General features: G+C 69.4%; 19 protein-coding genes. 6 read left to right on the top strand and 13 right to left on the bottom strand.

Going from position 1 to position 17,965, the window contains the following annotated elements; translation table 11 throughout:
* Positions 1-114 precede the first annotated feature (114 nt).
* Positions 115-396 (bottom strand): DUF1778 domain-containing protein, encoded by a 282-nt coding sequence (locus KBZ12_RS01710; protein WP_254955948.1) that lies wholly within the window; start codon positions 394-396, stop codon positions 115-117.
* A gap of 23 nt (positions 397-419) precedes the next feature.
* On the opposite strand from KBZ12_RS01710, the gene KBZ12_RS01715 reads away from it, so the two are divergent.
* Positions 420-1,271, top strand: a complete 852-nt coding sequence (locus KBZ12_RS01715; RefSeq protein ID WP_254955949.1) for an HpsJ family protein — start codon at positions 420-422, stop codon at positions 1,269-1,271.
* On the opposite strand, the gene KBZ12_RS01720 is transcribed toward KBZ12_RS01715, so the two are convergent.
* The 3 genes from KBZ12_RS01720 to rpmG form a co-directional block, all read right to left on the bottom strand.
* Entirely contained in the window at positions 1,255-3,300 is a 2,046-nt protein-coding gene (locus KBZ12_RS01720; RefSeq protein WP_254955950.1) for a ribonuclease catalytic domain-containing protein, read from the bottom strand. The genes KBZ12_RS01715 and KBZ12_RS01720 overlap by 17 nt on opposite strands.
* Position 3,301: 1 nt before the next feature.
* A complete protein-coding gene (rpsR, locus tag KBZ12_RS01725; RefSeq protein ID WP_006041316.1) occupies positions 3,302-3,523 on the bottom strand; it encodes a 30S ribosomal protein S18 in 222 nt (73 codons plus the stop codon).
* An 89-nt stretch (positions 3,524-3,612) separates the two neighbouring features.
* On the bottom strand, positions 3,613-3,807 hold the full coding sequence (rpmG, locus tag KBZ12_RS01730) for a 50S ribosomal protein L33 (protein WP_254955951.1): 195 nt from the start codon (positions 3,805-3,807) through the stop codon (positions 3,613-3,615).
* Between the two features lie 112 nt (positions 3,808-3,919).
* Between rpmG and pheT the strand changes: the two genes are divergently transcribed.
* Complete coding sequence (gene pheT / locus KBZ12_RS01735) at positions 3,920-6,376, top strand: phenylalanine--tRNA ligase subunit beta (protein WP_254955952.1); 2,457 nt, start codon at positions 3,920-3,922, stop codon at positions 6,374-6,376.
* Here the strand turns inward: pheT and rlmD are convergent.
* Positions 6,373-7,743: a 23S rRNA (uracil(1939)-C(5))-methyltransferase RlmD gene (rlmD, locus tag KBZ12_RS01740; protein ID WP_254955953.1), complete on the bottom strand. Its 1,371-nt coding sequence runs from the start codon at positions 7,741-7,743 to the stop codon at positions 6,373-6,375. The two genes, pheT and rlmD, sit on opposite strands and share 4 nt — an antisense overlap.
* A 122-nt stretch (positions 7,744-7,865) precedes the next feature.
* Between rlmD and KBZ12_RS01745 the strand changes: the two genes are divergently transcribed.
* Positions 7,866-8,360 carry an allophycocyanin subunit alpha-B gene (locus KBZ12_RS01745; RefSeq protein ID WP_254950729.1) on the top strand — a complete coding sequence of 165 codons (495 nt, stop codon included), beginning with the start codon at positions 7,866-7,868 and terminating at the stop codon, positions 8,358-8,360.
* 940 nt (positions 8,361-9,300) lie between these two features.
* Here KBZ12_RS01745 and KBZ12_RS01750 read toward each other — a convergent pair.
* Together KBZ12_RS01750 and KBZ12_RS01755 are read right to left on the bottom strand one after the other, a co-directional pair.
* Positions 9,301-10,338, bottom strand: coding sequence for a J domain-containing protein (locus KBZ12_RS01750; protein ID WP_254955954.1), 1,038 nt, complete (start codon positions 10,336-10,338; stop codon positions 9,301-9,303).
* A gap of 45 nt (positions 10,339-10,383) precedes the next feature.
* Positions 10,384-11,997, bottom strand: a complete 1,614-nt coding sequence (locus KBZ12_RS01755) for a DUF3370 family protein (protein WP_254955956.1) — start codon at positions 11,995-11,997, stop codon at positions 10,384-10,386.
* Between the two features lie 201 nt (positions 11,998-12,198).
* Here KBZ12_RS01755 and KBZ12_RS01760 point away from each other — a divergent pair, with 201 nt between their 5' ends.
* A complete protein-coding gene (locus KBZ12_RS01760) occupies positions 12,199-12,390 on the top strand; it encodes a sigma factor SigF (protein ID WP_254955957.1) in 192 nt (63 codons plus the stop codon).
* Here the strand turns inward: KBZ12_RS01760 and KBZ12_RS01765 are convergent.
* The 4 genes from KBZ12_RS01765 to KBZ12_RS01780 all read right to left on the bottom strand — a co-directional run bounded on the left by KBZ12_RS01765 (position 12,338) and on the right by KBZ12_RS01780 (position 16,101).
* Complete coding sequence (locus KBZ12_RS01765) at positions 12,338-13,096, bottom strand: sigma-70 family RNA polymerase sigma factor (RefSeq protein WP_254955958.1); 759 nt, start codon at positions 13,094-13,096, stop codon at positions 12,338-12,340. The genes KBZ12_RS01760 and KBZ12_RS01765 overlap by 53 nt on opposite strands.
* A gap of 121 nt (positions 13,097-13,217) precedes the next feature.
* Entirely contained in the window at positions 13,218-14,048 is an 831-nt protein-coding gene (locus tag KBZ12_RS01770) for a DUF4922 domain-containing protein (RefSeq protein WP_254955959.1), read from the bottom strand.
* On the bottom strand, positions 14,038-15,102 hold the full coding sequence (locus tag KBZ12_RS01775) for a SpoIID/LytB domain-containing protein (RefSeq protein ID WP_254955960.1): 1,065 nt from the start codon (positions 15,100-15,102) through the stop codon (positions 14,038-14,040). Before KBZ12_RS01775 ends, KBZ12_RS01770 begins: the two co-directional genes overlap by 11 nt.
* Before the next feature lie 78 nt (positions 15,103-15,180).
* Positions 15,181-16,101 (bottom strand): NAD(P)H-dependent glycerol-3-phosphate dehydrogenase, encoded by a 921-nt coding sequence (locus tag KBZ12_RS01780; protein WP_254955961.1) that lies wholly within the window; start codon positions 16,099-16,101, stop codon positions 15,181-15,183.
* A 63-nt stretch (positions 16,102-16,164) separates the two neighbouring features.
* Here KBZ12_RS01780 and KBZ12_RS01785 point away from each other — a divergent pair, with 63 nt between their 5' ends.
* The gene (locus tag KBZ12_RS01785; protein ID WP_254955963.1) at positions 16,165-16,893 is read left to right on the top strand and encodes an SDR family oxidoreductase; all 729 of its coding nucleotides are present in this window, start codon (positions 16,165-16,167) and stop codon (positions 16,891-16,893) included.
* A gap of 6 nt (positions 16,894-16,899) precedes the next feature.
* On the opposite strand, the gene KBZ12_RS01790 is transcribed toward KBZ12_RS01785, so the two are convergent.
* Positions 16,900-17,286: a DUF2237 family protein gene (locus tag KBZ12_RS01790; RefSeq protein WP_254955964.1), complete on the bottom strand. Its 387-nt coding sequence runs from the start codon at positions 17,284-17,286 to the stop codon at positions 16,900-16,902.
* Between the two features lie 116 nt (positions 17,287-17,402).
* On the opposite strand from KBZ12_RS01790, the gene KBZ12_RS01795 reads away from it, so the two are divergent.
* Positions 17,403-17,630: a hypothetical protein gene (locus tag KBZ12_RS01795; protein WP_254950716.1), complete on the top strand. Its 228-nt coding sequence runs from the start codon at positions 17,403-17,405 to the stop codon at positions 17,628-17,630.
* 25 nt (positions 17,631-17,655) lie between these two features.
* Here the strand turns inward: KBZ12_RS01795 and KBZ12_RS01800 are convergent, their stop codons facing one another.
* On the bottom strand, positions 17,656-17,928 hold the full coding sequence (locus KBZ12_RS01800) for a DUF4090 family protein (RefSeq protein ID WP_254955965.1): 273 nt from the start codon (positions 17,926-17,928) through the stop codon (positions 17,656-17,658).
* Positions 17,929-17,965: the final 37 nt, after the last annotated feature.

A 17,965-nucleotide genomic window follows, 5' to 3' on the forward strand; every position in this document is an offset into this window, starting at 1 on the left:
AGCGGGCGTGAGACCCCCTGCCGTTCGTTGTGCCGAGCTCGGTGCCTCAGCCACCGGTTCAGGCTTTCTTCCCCGCAATCGAATCCATCCAGCTGGTGCTGGTCCCCCAGTGGCTCAGGGGGCCGCATGCCAGGGCCGGGGTGCCGCGAGGAGACAATCGAGGTTGGCCTGATCCCGCTCGGCCAGGGCAGGGTCCTGCAGGTCGTTGAGCAGGGCCTCGCTCTGCTGTGGTGTGAGCGAAAAGAGGGTGCGATCGAGCAGCACCTCGCGGGCGCGCTCCTGGCAGCTGCGCAGCATGAACTCGGTGCGGCTGGTGCCTTCGGCGGCAGCGGCTTGATCGATCAATTGCCTCTGTTCAGCCGTCGCTCGCAGCTGCAGCACCTGGTCCCTTCCCATCCGACTGCCTGTATGTAGGGACATTGTATGGCGCGTGGGCATGGACTTCAGACTGGCGCCATCCCACCTGCTCCCTCTGCAGTTCCGTAACCAGCAGCCCCACCCCAGCCATCGCTCCAAATCCCACCCTCTCCCGGCTGCTGGCGCCCCTATCCATTGTTCTGCTGGTGGTGTTCCTGGCCGCCGTGCTCACCATCTCCATGCCGCCCAGGCTCCTGGATCCCCAGTGGCAGCTTCAGGCCATCGCCGTTCTGGTCAACAGCGCCTCCCTGGCTCTGATCGGTGCCCTGCTGCTTCCGCTGGCGGTGTGGGTCGACCCCGACAACCAGCGCCTGCGGGCGCGCCGCAACGCCTGCCGTCGCTGGGCCCTGGCCGCCGCGATCGGCTTCCTGCTGTTGATCCCCCTGCAGGGGCTTGCCGGCTGGAGGGCCTACAGCACCGTCACGGGCAGCCGGCAGCAGCAGATCAGCCAGTCGACCCAGAGGCTCGATGATCTGCGCCAGACCATCCGTTCCGCCACCAGCCACCAGGAGCTGCAGGCCGGCGTGCAGAAGCTCTTCGGCCCTAACGCCGGCCTTTCGCCCGCCGAACTGGGAACCCCCATGAGCGAACTGCGCAACATGCTGCTGGCCCGGGCCGAGCAGGCCTCCCGGCAACTGATGCAGCAGGTCGAGGCGCAGGCGGCGATCAAGCCCGATCAGCTGGTGAAGGAAACCCTCCGGATCGCCATCTCAGTGCTGGCCTATGCCGTCGGCTTCGCGTTCCTGGCGGGCGTGCTGCCGCGGGGCTCAGGCGCCGCAGCCCCCCGCGTCGAGGGGTGGATCGCGACTACCTCCGGCAACTGGCGGAGTAAACCAGCTAGCCCGCGGCCGTGAAGCGCAGCAGGTCCCGCAGGGAATCCACCTGCTGCAGCCGCACCAGCAGGGTATCGCCGGGGCAGGGATCACCATGGCACTCGGCGGCCAGGTCCATGGCCAGATCAGGGAGATGCACCAGGCCGAGCCGGTCCTGGGGCCGCAGCCAGCGCAGGAACAGCCCCGGCCACTGGTGCTGTTCCTGGGCCTCAAACCACACCTGCTGCCAGTGGCGCTGGTCCTCCCGGGCGATCTGCAGGCCCTGGCGGATGGCCCCCTCCAGGTCGCCCAGCAGGGCACCCAGCTCCGCCTCCTCCAGCATCGGCTGCCCCTGCTGGTGGGCCAGCAGCTGGCGCTGCACCAGCAGGTCGTTGTAGCGGCGGATCGGTGAGGTGGCCTGCACGTAACAGGGCAGGCCCAGGGAGAAGTGGGGAGCGGGAGTGGTGCCGAGAAGTCCCCGGCTGAGGCAGCGCTTGATGGCCGCATGGCGCACCGGGCCGGCCGGCAGACTGGCGAGCTCCACCTCAGGCGGCAGCTCCGCCGTCAGCTGGCTGCGGTAGGGCAGGGCCAGGCCCTGCTCCTGGCCGTGGCGGGCGATCACGGCACCGGCCAGGATCATGGCCTCGGCCACCAGCGTGCGCGAGGGCGACGGCTCGGTGATCTCCAGCTGGGCCCCCAGCTCGTCGCAGCGGATCCGGCCTTCGGGTTGATCCAGATCGAGGCCCCCCCGGGCCAGCCGCCAGCGGCGCCGGCGCTCCATCAGGGCGTGGATCTCATTGAGGTAGCGCTCCTGGGGCGGGGCCAGCTCGATCAGCTCATCGGCATCCGCATAAGTGAGCCGATAGGCGGGCCGCACCCAGCTGGGCTCGAGCCCGTAGCCGGCCACGGCGCCGTCCTCGGCCAGCTCCACCCACAGGCTCAGGGCCGCGCTGCGCTGGCCCATGCGCAGGCTCATGGGGCCGGTGCTGAGCACCTCGGGGAACATCGGCAGCGGCCCCCGGGCCAGGTAGAGGCTGCTGGCCCGGCGCCGGGCTTCTGTGTCGAGGGGGCTGTCCGCCGCCACCAGCCGGCCGGGGTCGGCGATGTGGATCCACAGCCGCGCCGCCCCATCGGGCCCGTGCTCCAGGCAGAGGCCGTCGTCAATGTCGCGGGTGTCCGCATCGTCGATGGTGACGGTGTGCAGGCCGGTGAGGTCGCGGCGGCGCTCGTCACCGGGAAGCTCCGTTGCGGCCAGCTCCACCAGCCGAAGGGCCTCGGCCTCAAGCTCTGCAGAGAAGCCCGCCTGCCAGGTGGTGCTCTCCAGGGAGGGGAGATGGTGCCGTTCCCACTGGCCCAGGTCCACCAGCAGGTGCCGGATCGGCGAGGCCTCCATCGCGCAGTGGGCCGCCTGCAGGGCGCGGTGCAGGTCGTCGGGGAGGGGGCGGCTGGTGTCGCCGCTGGCCCATTCCCGCAGCAGGGCCAGGTGCTGGCGCTGCTCGGGATCGAGCTGCTGAGGATCGACCGGGCGGCGCTGGCGCAGGGCGTCCTGCCACTGACGCCGACGCTGCTCGGCCAGGTGCTGGCGGCGGGCCTCCCGCCGTAGCCGGCGCACATCCACCAGCGGCCGGGCCTCCACCTGCTGCTGGCGCCAGCGGAACAGGGTCTGGGGACCTTGCAGCCAGAGCCAGCAGGCGGCCCTCTGAATGGGGTCGCCACCGTCGCCGATCAGGTCGACGAAGTCCCCCAGCTCCAGGGACGCCGGGTCGTCGAGCAGCAACAGCCAGGCCGCCCCCAGCTCCCGGGGGCTGGGGGCGGCCTGCTGCAACGTCTGGGCATTCAGCCCCCAGGGGGGCTGGGACAGGCGTGATGGCGGCGATTGATCGCCAGGAAGAGCAGCCAGCAGATCAAGCTGCCGGACCCCCCTCTGGGCGGCCTTGGCCTCGAAACCCACCTTGAGATCGAGGCGCGTGCCCTTCTCTGCCACGACGACCGCCAGCAAGCTGCGGCTGTCGTCGTGGAGGCCGACCAGATCACCCGCCGTGAACCGTCGCGAGGCGGAGACGGAGGGCAACTCAGCCTTCGGGATTCACGAAGGGCAGCAGGGCCACGATGCGCGCCCGCTTGACGGCATTGGTGAGATCGCGCTGCTGCTTGGCCGTCAGGCCGGTGAGGCGGCGGGGGAGGATCTTGCCGCGCTCGGTGATGAACTTCTTGAGCAGATCGACGTCCTTGTAGTCGATCGGATCACCGGGCTTGATCGGCGACAGGCGCTTCTTGAAGAAGGAACTGGACATGGGAACGGAGTGATGGAACGAAAAGAGGGAACTGCCGCTGCAGGGGCCGCGGGACGATCAGGTGATGGGATTCCGCAGGGAATCCAGGCTCACTTGATCTCCTTGTGGACGGTGGGGGCGTTGCAGTGGGGGCAGAACTTCTTGAGTTCAATCCGTTCGGTGGTGTTGCGGCGGTTCTTCTGGGTCGTGTAACGGGACACGCCAGGGGACCGCTTGGCGGGGTTGGACCGGCATTCGGTGCACTCGAGGGTGATCACCAGCCGGACGCCCTTGTTCTTGGCCATGGAAGGACGTTGCGCCGCGGATGCGTTGCAGAGAGACGATCCTGCACCCTACCTCCCGATGGGACAGGCTCTGATCGCTTCCTAAGCTGCACGGCTGCTGTGCAATCCTCCGATGCTGGTTTCGCTCCAATGGCTCCGGGAGCTGGTCAGCGTTGAACCGGCCGCTCTTGAGCCAGAGCACCTGGCGGAGCGCCTCTCGATCGCCGGTTTCGAGGTGGAGGCCATCGAGGATCTCGCGGCCCGGGCGGCCGGTGTGGTGGTGGGCCACGTGCTCCAGCGCGATCCCCACCCCAACGCCGACAAGCTCAGCGTCTGCAAAGTGGATGTGGGGGCCGGCGAACCGCTTCAGATCGTCTGCGGCGCCCCGAATGTGCGCCAGGGCCTGCACGTGCCCGTGGCCCTGGTCGGCAGCACCCTGCCGGCAGTGGGGCTGACGATCAAACCGGCCGAACTGCGCGGAGTGGCCAGCAGCGGCATGATCTGCTCCCTGCGGGAGCTGGGCCTCGACGACGGCAGCGACGGCATCGCCGAGCTCGACCGACTGCTGACCAGCGTGCCCCCCCTCGGCACCGCGGTGGGCCCGCTGCTGGGCCTCGACGACCAGGTGCTGGAGCTGGCGATCACCGCTAACCGGCCCGATGGCCTGTCGATGCGGGGCATCGCCCGGGAGGTGGCGGCCCTCAGCGGCGGCCGCACCACCTTCCCCGCGGCGGCGCCCGTGGTGGCGGCCGAGCCCCTGGCCGCAGCGGCGGCCGACCGTGAGGCCATCGAGGCGGGGGGGCTGTTCAGCCTGACCGCCCTCGACGGCCTGCGGGTGGGCCCCTCCCCGGACTGGCTGCGCCAGCGGCTGGAGCGGGCCGGTGTGCGCCCCATCAACAACGTGGTCGACATCACCAACCTGGTGATGCTGGAAACCGGCCAGCCCCTGCACGCCTTCGACCGGGATCGCCTGGGGGCGCTCACCGGCGGCACGCCTGAGCCGGCCCGCATCGGCCTGCGCCAGGGCCGCAGCGGTGAGGTCTTCGTGGCCCTCGACGGCCAGGAGCGCACCCTGAGCGAAGAGGCCCTGGTGGTCACCTGCGGTGACCACCCCATCGCCCTGGCCGGGGTGATGGGGGGCCTCGCCGTGGCCGTCACAGAATCCACCACCGCCATCTGGCTGGAGGCGGCCGTGTTCGCCCCCCAGGCCGTGCGCCGCTCCGCCCGCAGCGTCGGACTGCGCAGCGAAGCCTGCAGCCGTTTCGAGAAGGGGGTGCCGCGGGAGATCACCCTGGCCGCCGCCGACCGGGCCGTGGCCCTGCTGCAGGAGCTGGCCGGAGCCCGGGTGGAGGGGCGCTGGCTGCACCAGCGGCCCCCGTCCCCCCAGCCGCCCCTGCCCCTGCGCCGCGACGCCCTCCATAACCTGCTGGGCCCCATCGTGGTGGATGGAGAGGCGCAGGATTTGGAGGACGCTCGCATCACCGCCACCCTCGAGGCCCTCGGCTGCGTCCTTCTGGAGGACGGGGATGGCTGGCAGGTGCGGGTGCCGCCCGAGCGCGCCATGGACCTCAAGCGCGAGGTGGACCTGATTGAGGAGGTGGCCCGGCTGGTGGGTTACGACCACTTCGCCGCCCACCTGCCCGATCCCCTGATCCCCGGGGGCCTGGAGCCGGCCCAGCAGCTGGAGCGACGCCTGCGCCGCGCCCTCTGCGCCGCCGGCCTGCAGGAAATCGTGTCGTTGTCGCTGGTGGCGGCGGCACCGGGGCGGGTTCCGCTGGCCAATCCGCTCCTGGCCGACTACGGCCACCTGCGCGACAACCTGCACCAGGAGCTGCTCCAGGCCGCCCGCCGCAACCTGCAGGCCTCCCTGCCGGGGTTCTGGGGCTTCGAAATCGGCCGCGTGTTCCCCGGCGGTGCAGCCAGCGGTGAGGAGCGCCATGGGGAACGCACCCTGCTGGTGGGGGTGATCGCCGGGGAGCGGCGCGGCGAACGCTGGCGCAGCTCCGGCAAGCCTGCCCCCCCGGACTACTTCCAGGCCCGCGGCGTGCTCCAGGCCGGTCTTGAGCCCCTGCGCCTGCCCCTGGAGGATCGTCCCCTGACCGACGCGCCTCTGCTGCACCCGGGGCGCGCCGCCAAGCTGGTGGTGGAAGGCAAGCCCGCGGGTTGGTTCGGCCAACTCCACCCGGCTGAAGCCGACGCCCTCGACCTGCCCGCCGCCACCTACGTCTTCCAGCTGGAGCTGGAGCCGTTGCTCAGCGCCGGCACCCGCCGCAACCGCTGGCAGCCGGCCTTCCGCTCCTTCGCCACGGTGCCGGCCTCCGAGCGCGACCTGGCCCTTGTCGTTCCCACCGACACCAGCGCCGCCTCCCTGCTGGCGGCGATCCGCAAGGCGGGCAAGCCGCTGCTGGAGCAGGCCGAACTGGTGGACCGCTACGAAGGCGCCCAGCTGGAAGTGGGCCGCTGCAGCCAGGCCTTCCGGTTGCGCTACCGCGACAGCGCCCGCACCCTCACCGACGAGGAGGTGGAGGCGGCCCATGGCCGGGTGCGCGAAGCCCTGGAGCGCCAGTTCGGGGCCGAGCAGCGCCGCTAGCGGCGTTCCAGGGCCGCCAGGGCCTCCACATGGCTGGTGTTGGGGAAGAAGTCGATCGGCTGCACCCAGTTCAGCCGGTAGACACCGGAGGCACACAGCTGGGCCAGGTCGCGGGCCAGGGCCGCCGGATCGCAGCTCACGTAGGCGATGCGGCTGGGTGGCGCCGCCAGGATGGCCGCCGTGGCGGCAGGGCTCAGCCCCTTGCGGGGCGGATCCAGCACCAGGGCCTGCATGCCCTGCAGCCGCTCCTCCAGCACCAGGGGCACATCGGCCTGCTCAAACTGCGCCCGACCCTCCAGGTCATTGGCGGCGGCGTTGAGCCGGGCCATGGCCACGGCGCGGGGATGCAGCTCCAGGCCGGTGACATGCCAGCCGGCGGCGGCCAGGGGCAGGCTGTAGGTGCCGATGCCGCAGTAGGCATCCAGCAGGGAGGCATCGCCCGGCCCGGGGCCGAGGGCCTCGATCAGGTGCGGTACCAGCCGTTCGGCCTGGCGGGTATTGACCTGGAAGAAGGTGTCAGCGGCGATGCGGAAGCGCAGGCCGGCAAAGGTTTCGTTCAGCCAGTCCCGGCCTCGGATCGCCCGGGTCTCGTCGCCCATCAGCCGATTGGTGGGCAGGGGCTGAAGGTTGAGGCAGACGCCCACCAGCTCGGGCCAGCGCCGCCGCCAGGCGTCGGCCAGGTCCTCGAGGCCGGGCAGGTCGTCATGGCTGCTGATCAGGGTGAGGAGCAGCTCGCCGGTGGCCACCCCCACCCGCAGGCCGAGGTGGCGCAGACCCGGGGTCTCATCCGCGTCCGGGTCGCCGCCGTGGCGGTCGATCGGCCAGTCGCTGGCCTCCAGATCCGCCTTGAGCGGCGCGATCATGGCGTCGATCCTGGGGTCGAGCACCGGGCAGCGGGCCATGTTGACGATCCGATGCGACCCGCGCCGGTAGTAACCGGCCCGCAGGGTGCCGTCGGCACTGCGCTCCAGGGGAACCAGGGCCCGGTTGCGATACCCGAGGGTGGGGCTGGCCGCCAGCAGGGGCCGTACCGGCGCATTCAGACCGCCGATGCGCTGCAGGGTCTGCTCCAGGCTGCGCTGCTTCCACTCGGCCTCGGCGGCGTCCTCGAGGGGCTGCAGGCTGCAGCCGCCACAGTTGTCGGCCAGGATGCAGGGGGCGCGCCGGCGCTGGGGAGAGGCTGTGACCACCCGTTGCAGCTGGCCCACCAGATGGCGCCGGGCCACGGCCTGGAGGCGCACCTGCACCATGTCACCGGGTAGAGCGCCGCTGACGAACACCACCTGGCCGTCATGGCGCCCCACCCCCTGGCCGTCATGGCCGAGATCGGTGATCTCCAACTGCAGCTTTTCGCCCACCGAGGCCATGTGCGATCCGCACCACTGCTGCGACCCTATCGGGGGTCGTGCAAAGGGGCGTTACACCTTGCGCCTGAAGCCCGGGCTGGGGCCCTGATCTCGATAGGATTCGCCAGACTGTGGTCGCTGCTATGAGCGTCGTTCGCGATCTGATCCTCCAGGCCGATGATCAGCTCCGCTATCCAACGGGCGGCGAGCTGCGCGCGATGGTGGAGTTCCTCAGTGGGGGAGCCCGCAGGCTGAGCGTCGTCCGGGTGCTGACCGACAACGAGAAGAAGATCGTCGCCGAGGCCTCCAAGCAGCTGTTCCTGCGCAAGCCGGACTACGTGGCCCCCGGCGGCAACGCCTTCGGTCAGAAGCAGCGGGCCCAGTGCCTGCGGGACTACAGCTGGTACCTGCGCTTGGTCACCTACGGGATCCTGGCCGGCAGCACCGAACTGATCCAGCAGATCGGCGTGGTGGGCGCCCGCGAGATGTACAACAGCCTGGGCGTCCCCCTGCCCGGCATGGTGGAAGCCATGCGCACCCTCAAGGAGGCGGCCCTGGTGCTGCTGGGCGGCGAGGAGGCCACCTTGGCCGGCCCCTACTTCGACTACCTGATCCAGGGCCTGCAGACCTCCACCTAGGAAGACCATCTGTCTCAGGCTGGTCTCCTTTCAAGACTTGGATCAAGTCCAGGCTGAGACAACAGCACAAGACTTTGGGCGAAACGCCCGGCTCCCCCTGTCATGACCCTGACGGGGATTTTTTTTGGCCACATCTCAAATCGCGACCCGCAGCACGGGAGCGGCCGAGGAGCCTGCCCGGCGAGGTGGCTGGAGCAGCGCCAGTTGTCGCAGATGGGACTGGTACTGGGTCTAGGAATGAGGCTAGTCCTGGCCACTTGCGATGCTCCCTGCGACCATCTGCCCAGGGACTCCATGGGGCTGCTGCTTTGCCGTACGGCAGGGCGGTCGCCAGCTCGCGGCGGTCCAGTGGCGAACCACCAGCATCTCCGCATGATTCTTGAGTTGGACTAGTAGTGGGTCTAGAAGTACCTCCCATGCGAGACAGAAGAGGCTTTCGCCGCTGGCGCCGTACCGCCCCTTGGGCCACTGATCCCGGGGATGGTCCTCCCCGGGGGCCCTTCGAGCGTTTTTCGCCGCGCGTGGGACGAATCGCAGCAGCGTCCACAGTTGCGTATCTGTGTCGAAAACAGATACGCAGAGCTTCAAGACTCTGCCTGCCACAGCCTTGACAGAGGCTGTCCAATTCGTGGACAAGGACTGGTCGGCATGGCCAGTCCCCATCGCACGAAGACCAACGGTTCGCCAGGGGATGGAGGCGAGGACTTCGCCTGTGACAAGTCAAATCGAGGAAAAATCGCTGTATCGGTGAAAGCGACTGCGTCGCGTCACTAGACCCACGGCTAGACCCAGCTCAGCCCGATGGGATTGCCTGGTCGCCCAGGCCGCGAGCGTGTGATCTCGATAGTCTAGCCCTGGTCTCGCTATCAGACCTTCTGCGAGACTAGGTTGAGTCTGATGAAACAGCCAACCTTGTGGCTGGCCCGCACGGCTGGGGAGGTCAGCGGTCCGCTGACGCTCCCTGGCGGTACAGCTCCTTCAGCAGCTGGTAAGCCTCATTCAGCCGTCGCATCGCTTCGAGGGATCCCCCGGCGTCGGGATGGTGGCTCTGGGCCATGTCCCGATAGGCCTCCCGGATCTGGGCCAGGGTGAGCCGCTGGCCGGGGTCGGTGGGCAGCTGCAGCAGCCGCAGTGCGCCGTGAAGGGTCATGGTGTGCTCCAGGGTCTGGAAGGAGGTGCCGCGGCGACGGCGGCGGAAGCGGTGCACGAAGCGGCGAATCAACGTTGGGATGCGCAGGGTGAGGGTCTGACCGCTGAACGGGTCTTCCAGCACACCGGCGGTGACCATCACCCGCTCGAAGGTCGGTGGCCCGTCACTCCAGCCAGGGGCAAAGGGCTGCATCACCTGGCAGGCGGCTGACCAGGTGAAGGTGCGGCCATCGCTCTGATCCGACTGGGGCCAGATGTCCTGGGCCAGCCACACCATCGCTGCCTCCAGCACCGCCTCATTAGCCGGCGACCCATAGAGGGCACGCCAATGGTTGCCGGCCTCCTCCAGGGCCTGGTGCACCAACTCGCCGCCAAGGGGGGGCAGGGTGCTCAGGGGCAACGACGCGGAACGCGCCGTTGACGGCGGCCGCAGGCTGCGCTTGATGACCTCGGAGCGGCGACGCACAAAGCCGGGCAGATCGATGCCCCCGCCACCTGGCGCCGGCCGGGGTGGATCCTCCGTCGGGGCCTCCCATTCAAACTCCGCCTGGAGGGTGTCCATGGCCCCGCGACCCACCAGCACCAGGGCGCCTTGCTCGTCGAAGTCGTGGACGTCCTCCCGGTGTCGCACAACCGCTCCCGCCGGCGGCGAGAGCCCATCACCGTCCTCCTCCTCGTCGGTGCCGAACAGATCGTCGAGCAGCCGCTCGAGCACATCGCCCCGGCTGCGGAGTCCCCACTCCCGCCGCAGCCCATCCAGGTGGGTCACCAGTTCGCGGTTGAGGTCAAGGCTGATCCGCTGTCTGGCCTCGTTCGAATGTTCAGCCACGGCAGCCTTCCATCGGCGCTGGGTTCGCTGGCATGGGGCTTCGGATCAGGGTCCCCGTTGGTCCCGCAGGAACTGTTGCTGGGCCTCCACCGCATCGCGATAGCGGTCGACCAGCGTCCCTCCCGTACCGGCAGACCCCGATCGGCTGCGCATCGGGGAGATCAGGGGGGAGGGAGCCAGAACGCTGCGGTTGGAGGAGGCTGGCGGTGGTGGCGGCGGGTTCAACCAACCAGGTGCCGGCGCCGGCCGCAGGATCTGGGGGGGCGGCAGCAGCGGGCCGGTGCCCCCCATCGGCAGCGGTGTGATCGGCCCGGGTTGGGGGACGATGGTCAGGGCCGGAGGGGCGACGGGGGGAGGGGTCGGCCGGGTGGTGGCACCGGCCCGGGCCAGATCCAGCTGCCGCTCGCGCTCCTGAACAAGGGCCAGCTGGCTGGCACTCACCACACTCAGGAGGTGGCCCGGGGTGGCATCGGCCGGGTAGACCAGGCTCACCCGCACGGGGTTCACGATCCCGGGCACCAGGTCGATCTGGCCCAGGGACAGGCTCTGGCCCGAGCGAAGACCCACATGCACCTCCCGCAGACCGGCGGATGTCTGGATCTGGATCGAGCCGCGGAAGGCCGTGAAGGGCTGTCCGCCGATCAGGGTGGGGTGGCTCATCACCAGCTCGTACGGACCACTCCCCTTGAGGTTCAGGTCGACATCGAACCGCACCCCGTAGGTGCCGACGTTGTCAAGGGAGGAATCGACCATGCGGCTGGCCAGGGCATTGACCTGCACATCGCGGGTGCCGAAATTGTGCCGGTCGGTGCTGGTGAACGGCACATGCAACGGACCCTTCATGTCCAGGTCGTGGGTGATGCTGGCCTGATACGCATCGCCGAGGGCCACACCACCGACCCGGGAGAAGATGCGCCGGTTGTGGATGTCATTGATGCGGCCCAGGTAGACCCGGCCCGGTGCCAGCCGACCCTCATCCAGGACAGCGAGCACGTCGCGATCGGAGTCGGGGGTCTTGGCGGCCACCACAGCGATCTGGAAGGGTCCATCACTGCGTCCCCGCAGCAAGGCGTTGGCGATACCCAATGCCGGCAGATCGGTCTGGAACAGGACAAGGCGACTGCGGGCCGGAATTGTGATCTCGTCGGCCAGTCGGCTGTCGAGCCTGCCGCGCAGCATCTGGACTGCGGTGGCATCCCCGGGGCCGGTGTTCCAGGGCCTTGGCCCCAGGGGTTTCACCCCCATCAGGTTGTTGGCCAGGTAGGGAGCCTCGAAGCTGTTGCGCACCGCTCCCTTGGAGAAACGGATGTGCACCGGCCGCACGCCCGGATTGATCAGGATGGCCGCCAGGGTGAGCTCGGCCCGACGGTTGGAAAGGGAGATGGAGCGGCGATTGGGCGGGAAGTATTTGTGGTGGAGATGCATGCCGAACTCACCGTTGAAGGTGTACTCGGCAAAGCGAAGGGCCTGGCCCGTCTCACTGGCGTAGGCGTACCCAGGGGTCGTACTGATCAGGATCCCCGGCCCCTCCACTTCCTCGGGCTGGTTGGAGTGCAGCACAGGCACGTTGTTGAAGGTGCCGTTCAGAGGTCGGGCCTTCTGGCCGGCCATCAGGGCCACATAGGCATGGGCGGGCTGGGCGTGCTGCAGGACTGCCATGCCCAGACCCAGCGTCAGCCAGACACCGATGGGACCAATGGGAGAAACCGATCTCAAATTGCGACAGGCTTGATGGTGTGGGTACCAGGGGAGGGTAAGGCGGGAAGCGACCAGCCCAGTCACTGGGGGGTGCTTGCGCCTGGGGAGCCCCGGATGGAACGGCGGGCTCGCTAGAACGGTCCCACTCTGCAGAATTTTGTCATGATTCCTCCCTTCGGGACCTGCTCCGGCTCGGAGTCCGGAAGCGGTGCCCTGCGGCGGTATCAGGAACGCAAGCTGCGCATGATGAGTTTCTGGCGGGATGGCATTGAACGCCAGCTGGCCGCGTTGAACGCCGCCATCAGCACCCTGGAACGGCAGATGCAGCGCGATCAGGCCGACCACCAGGGCTGAAGCCACCGGCCTCCAGGTGCTGGCGCAGCTGCTCCAGACCCTTGTGCAGCAGCCTTTTCACCGTCATCGGACTGACCTCCATCTGGCGCCCCAGGCGCCGGTAGCTCCAGCCCGCCAGCACCACCTGGCGCACCACCAGCTGCTGGCGGGGCTCCAGCAGGGCCAGCAGGCTTGCCACCGAGGGACCGGCTGACTCCAGACCGCAGGGCTCAACGCTGGCGTGGGCTGACACAGACTCGGCAAGGGACGGATCGTCAAGGTTGGCGGGCCTCGCCAGCAGGCGCTGGACCTCCAGTCGGTGCCATTCCGTGGGGGTGACGCCAAGGGTCCGGCTCAGGACCGTGATTCCCTGCCGGGGATCGGCCTGGAGCAAGGGATGCTGCTGCAGCCGGTTGAACCGCTCCTGCAGTTCCGCCTGCCGCCTCGGCAGACGCACCAGGGGGGCGGCATCGCGCAGGTAGTGCAGGATCGCCCCCCGGATGTGGGGCCTGGCGAAGGCCTCGAACGGTGTGTGACGGTCTTCGCGGTAAAGCTCGGCGGCCCGGATCAACCCCATCAGGCCCACCTGGAGCAGATCGTCGATGGATTCCCGGCTGCAGCGGGAGTAGTGCAGGGCGAGGGGACGGACCACGGCCCGGTACTGCTCGACACGGCGATTGCGGCTGGCGCGGCAGGACTGGGTCTGGTGGCTGGGGGATGGGGTCATGGTCTGGGCGGTTGAGCCTGGGCTGGTCTCCTTTCCAGAGAGGGGCAGGTGTGTCGAATGCCGCAACCGTGAAACCACGTAAGTTTTCCGCTGCCGTCCGATCAGGTCCTGACGTGCTGGCTCAGGGACGAGGGGCCGCCACATGCTCCAGCAGGGTCCAGGGACCATGCGCCTCCAGCCATCCCCTGTCGGAGCCCTCGGTGCTGAGCAGAAACCCCGCGAAGCCAAGGGCGTTGACGCTGAAGCCGGCGCCGTGCTCCCGCACCCGCCGCACGCTCAGGAACCACTGGTCATCGAACAGCAGGTTGTAGGGGTGCAGGGGCTGGCTGTCGCGGCGGGGATCCCCGAGGCCGAGCGCGCCGGCATGGGCGAGGTAGAGCTCCGCCAGGTCGGATCCGCCGTAGGGATCGGTGCGCCGACTGAGGCGGTAGTCCCAGCTCCAGGACGCTTCGATCCCCGCCAGCTGGGCCAGAAACAGCGGGGCCAGGGGGCAGCTGGGCTCGCCCTGCCGGCGCGGCAGCAACTGCAGGTGCCGATGGGGCTGGCTGGCCCCGGAGCGGGCACCGCTGTTGAAGAACCACAACCCGCCGGTGTCCTGGCTCACCAGCTGGACTGCCTGCCAGTCCGGGGACTCGATCCAGCCGCCCTGGGGCCGCCAGTCGCGGGTGATCACCAGCAGGTGAGCCTCCTGCACCGGGTACTTGTTGAGCAGGAGCACGTGGGCGGGCCCCAGCAGGTCCACCTCCAGGGGTCTGTCCCAGGGGAGAAAGGGGTTGGGGCGCGGCCCCCCCTGGCGCAGGTGACGGGGCGTGGAGGCGAGGAGCTGGCGAACGATGAAGGGCTCAGTGCCGGGAATGTCCAGAAGACACGTCTCCAGGGGCACCAGGGCTCCCCCCAGGCGGGCCCGCTCCGACACCTCCCTGGCTCGCTGCCAATGGCGTTCAGCTCGCACCGGCCTGCAGACGGGCCAGGGAGGCGCCCTGGTAGTAGCGCCCCAGGATCTCGTTGTAACGCAGGCCCTGCTCGGCCAGATCCTGGGCGCCGTGCTGGCTCATGCTGGCGCCCAGATGGCCATGGGCCTCCTGGGTGATGCGTGTGGTGGCCGCGTAGAGGCTCTCGACGATGCCTCCCTGGTAGCTCAGGATCACCCCGGAGGTGCTGCTGGTGGCCTGGCGGGTGCGGGGGTTGACACTGCTCAGGCCCCGGTAGGCCTGCCAGCGGGTGGTGTCGCCCAGATGCCAGTGGGCGCTGGCCGGGCGGGCCATGTGGGCCATGGCATAGGAGCGGGCCGCCACCGCCTGGGCCTTGAGGGCCTCCATCTGCCAGCTGCTGGGCATCTCGGCCCCCACCACCGAGCTGATGTACCGCTCCAGGGAGAGGTGGTTAACCAGTTGCAGGCCACCGGATCCACGCAGCACCCTCAACCGGCCCTCATAGGGCCGGCCATCCACCAGCAGGCTTTGGCCCGAACCGGTCTCCATCCACACCTCGGCCCGGCCCGCCATGGCCGCACCCAGGTCGGGGGAGGTGTCGGGGCCGCCATCCTGCACGGTGCGTCCATCGCGATCGACGAGTCGCCAGTAGCCACTAGCCCTGAGCTGGGGGGAGGCGGAGGCCCCCAGCAGGGCGACGCGGATCTCCAGCGGCACCTCCGGCCCTGCGTCCGGTTCCACCAGGGAGGGGTCGGGATGGTTCAGGCTGGTGCGTTGGGCCCGCAGTGACGTCGCAGTCAGGAGGTCCTTGTCTGGGGATTCCGCCGCGGTGGCGGACGATTGCGAGACCTCCCGGGGCTGGGCAATCAGGGCTTCGAGCAGATCCGGCTGCCCAGCGGACCGGGGGCCTGGGAGCAGGTCCTGGGCGGCAAAGCCTGCACCCACCGCCACGACCGCAAGGGGAGCGGTCAGCAGGATGGGGTGGCGCCGACAACCCCGAAGCAGACGCCGGCCACTGGCAAGGAAAACGGCGATGGCGGCCGTGAAGTGCCGGCGCACGGAAAGGTTCCACAAGGGAGTAGCCGGATCATGCCGGAAAACGCGGCCCTTGAGCCCTCCGGCGCAGGACGGTCGCGGCATTGCACCCAGCGTTCAGGGGGCCGCTTCCGCCCTCAGATCCCGCTGCATCAGCTCCTGCACCGCCTGGCGAGCCTCCACCTGGCCCGCCAGCAGCCGCACCACCTGGCCGCAGATCGGTAGTTGCCACCCCTCGCGCTCAGCCAGGGCCAGGGTGGCCCGGGCCGTGCGGGTTCCCTCCACGGTGGCGCCGATCCTGGCCAGGGCGGTGCCCTCGTCACAGCCGTCAGCGAGCAGGCTGCCGAAGCGGTAGTTGCGGCTCAGGCTGCTGTTGGCCGTGGCCAGCAGGTCCCCCAGGCCAGCCAGCCCGTAGAGGGTGCTGGGCTGGCCGCCGAGGGCCTGCAGCACCACGGCGATCTCCGACAAGCCACGGCAGAGCAGGGAGGCCTTGGCATTGGCCCCCAGTCCCAGCCCATCACTGATGCCGGCCGCGAGGGCGATGACGTTCTTGAGCGCTCCGGCGGCCTCGGTGCCAATGGGATCGGCGTTCGTGTAGAGGCGGAAGTGGGGGGCCCGCAGCTGCTCCTGCAGGTGACGGGCCAGGTCGGGATCCCTGCTGCTCAGCACGCTGGCGGCCGGCAACCCCCGCTCCAGTTCAGCGGCCAGATTCGGCCCGCTCAACACCCCCAGTGGCACCTCGGGCAGATGGTGCCGCCACAGCTGGCTGGCGGTGCAGAGGCTGTCCAGATCGATGCCCTTGCTGCAGCTCAACAGGGGGAGGCCAGCTGGCCAGTGTGCCTGCAGCTGCAGCGCCAGGGGGGTCACACCCACCATGGAGACGGCCACCACCACGAGGTCGCAATCGTCGAGAAGCGCTGCCGGATCTCCCCCATCCCGCCGCGACCAGCTGTGGAGGCGGTGGCCCTGGCGTTCCCAGAGTCGCAGCAACGTGCCGCCCCAGGCCCCCCGACCCAGCACCGTGATGCGCAGACGCATGGAACTACGCGAGGGGCGGTTCCCAAGATGGCCTTGCCATCATGCGCCATCCCCAGACCCGCCATGGAAACCGCCCCCAACTCCCCCTGGCAGGCCTGGGAAGGCCAGGCCCTCATCGTGGGGCCCGGGGGGCTGGGCCTTGCCCTGGCGGCCGAACTGGCCCGCCGGGCGCCGTCGTTGCGGGTCCGCACCGCCGGGCGCCGCGGTGCGGACCTGCCACTTGACCTGAGTGACGACGGCAGCCTGGAGCGGTTCTCGGCCATGGCCGCCCGGGAACTGCTCCCCCTGAGGGTCGTCATCAACACGGCCGGGCTGCTGCACGACGGGGCGCTGCAGCCGGAAAAGCGCCTCGGTCAGGTGCGTCGCCAGGCCCTGGAGCGCAGCTTCACCGTCAACGCCTTCGGGCCCCTGCTGCTGGCCCAGGCGATCGAGCCGGCCCTGCCGAGGGATCGTCCGGTGTATTTCGCCAGCCTCTCGGCCCGGGTGGGAAGCATCGGCGACAACCGCCTGGGGGGCTGGTATTCGTACCGGGCGGCCAAGGCGGCCCAGAACCAGCTGTTGCGCACCCTGGCGATCGAGTGGCAGCGCCGCCTGCCCCAGGCCTGCGTGACCCTGCTCCATCCAGGCACGGTCGCCACCCCGCTCTCGGCCCCCTTCAGCGGCTCCCAGGCCCCCTCGGCCCTGTTCACGCCGGAACGCTCCGCCTCCCACCTGCTCGATGTGCTGGAGGGGCAGACGGCCGCGAACAGTGGCGCCTTCCTGGCCTGGGACGGCCAGCCGGTGCCCTGGTGAGGCGGGCTAGGCCGCGTGGCCGCGCAGCACCTCGAGGGGGATCACCTGCAGGGTAGCCAGGGCGGAACTCTCCAGCCGCACCGGCGGAGCCATGCCGTCCTCGTAGGCCTCCAGCCAGCGGGCGGCACAGACGCACCAGTGATCCCCGGCCCGGAGGCCGGGAAAGGAATGGGCCGGCACCGGCGTCGAGAGGTCGTTGCCCTGGGCGCGGCTGTAATTCAGGAAGGCCTCGTTCACCACACAGCAGACCGTGTGGCGGCCGAAATCCGCGGGATCGTCGTGGCAGTAGCCGTCCCGGAACCAGCCGGTGAGGGGTGTACATCCGCACTCCTGCAAGGGTTCACCCAGGACGTTGCGCGGTTCGGCTGGGGGCTGCAGGGAGGAAGCGGCCAAGGCCCGGGAGGTGACGGTGTGGGCGGAGTCTGACGGAGGACTGGCACAAAAAGCGGCCAGGAGGTTGACGAATTCCGGGGGGGAGGCGTTAAAGGTCTTTCAGCACGACCCCCTTCATGAGCTGGGATTTCACCGAGGATGCGGCCTTCCTGGCCCTCTGCGACGCCTACAAGGAAAGCGGTGAGCCCTCCGCCATGGAGTTTTTGGCCCATGGCGAAGGCGCCTTCCACTTCCAGGAACTGACCCAGAACGCGGCCGGTGAGGGCATCGATCTGAGCGATTCCGATGCCCTCGACGCGTTCCAGCAGGAGGTGATCGACAGTCTCGAGGAGCTGTGCAGCTGAAGGCGCCCGAAGGCGCCCCCGGGGCTCAGCCGTAGAAGAAGGCGATTTCCTTGTCCTTGAGCCCGTCCCAGCCCGCTTCCCGCAGACGCTGGTCGAGGGTGAGTCGATCCAGGTGCTTGGCACCGGTGCGCACGATCCGGTTGCGCATCGACTTCTGGACCCCACTGCGGGCCCGGCGGCCCTCCAGCTCCATCACCTCGCCATAGAGGGCAAGCATGGCGGCCGGAATCGGCGTGCCGTCAAGGTCGACACCGGCCGCAATGGCATCATCGACGCCGCCGGGTCCTGCGATGGCCATGGCGAGGGAGGCAAAGGGAGCCCAAAGCCTGCCATGG

Source organism: Cyanobium sp. Cruz CV13-4-11 (assembly GCF_024346055.1).
Lineage (GTDB): Bacteria > Cyanobacteriota > Cyanobacteriia > PCC-6307 > Cyanobiaceae > Cyanobium.